Raw genomic sequence first — 602 nt, forward strand, 5'->3', positions numbered from 1 at the left:
GTCATCCCTGCGGCAGGCCTCGGCACGCGGTTCCTGCCGGCCACGAAGGCCACTCCCAAGGAGATGCTGCCGGTCGTCGACAAGCCGGCGATCCAGTACGTGGTCGAGGAGGCCGTGGCCGCGGGGCTCGACGACGTGCTCATGGTCACCGGACGCAACAAGCGCCCCCTGGAGGACCACTTCGACCGCAACTACGAGCTGGAGTCGGCCCTTCAGAAGAAGGGCGACGCCGGCCGGCTCGCCAAGGTCCAGGAATCCAGCGACCTGGCGACCATGCACTACGTCCGCCAGGGCGACCCCAGGGGCCTCGGCCACGCCGTCCTGTGCGCCGCCCCGCACGTCGGCAACGAACCCTTCGCCGTCCTCCTCGGCGACGACCTGATCGACCCCCGCGACCCGCTGCTCCAGCGCATGATCGAGACCCAGGAACAGCACGGCGGCAGCGTGATCGCCCTCATGGAGGTCGCGCCCGAGCAGATCCACCTCTACGGCTGCGCGGCCGTGGAGGCCACCGGCGACACCGACGTCGTCAAGGTGACCGGACTGGTCGAGAAGCCGGACCCGGCGGACGCCCCGTCCCACTACGCGGTCATCGGCCGCTA

General features: G+C 70.4%; 1 protein-coding gene. It reads left to right on the forward strand.

Annotated elements, in window-relative coordinates; all coding sequences use genetic code 11:
• On the forward strand, positions 1 to 602 hold a 602-nt coding region (locus tag BIV25_RS46020), incomplete at both ends, for a UTP--glucose-1-phosphate uridylyltransferase (protein ID WP_071378572.1).

Source organism: Streptomyces sp. MUSC 14, assembly GCF_001866675.1.
Classification (GTDB): domain Bacteria; phylum Actinomycetota; class Actinomycetes; order Streptomycetales; family Streptomycetaceae; genus Streptomyces.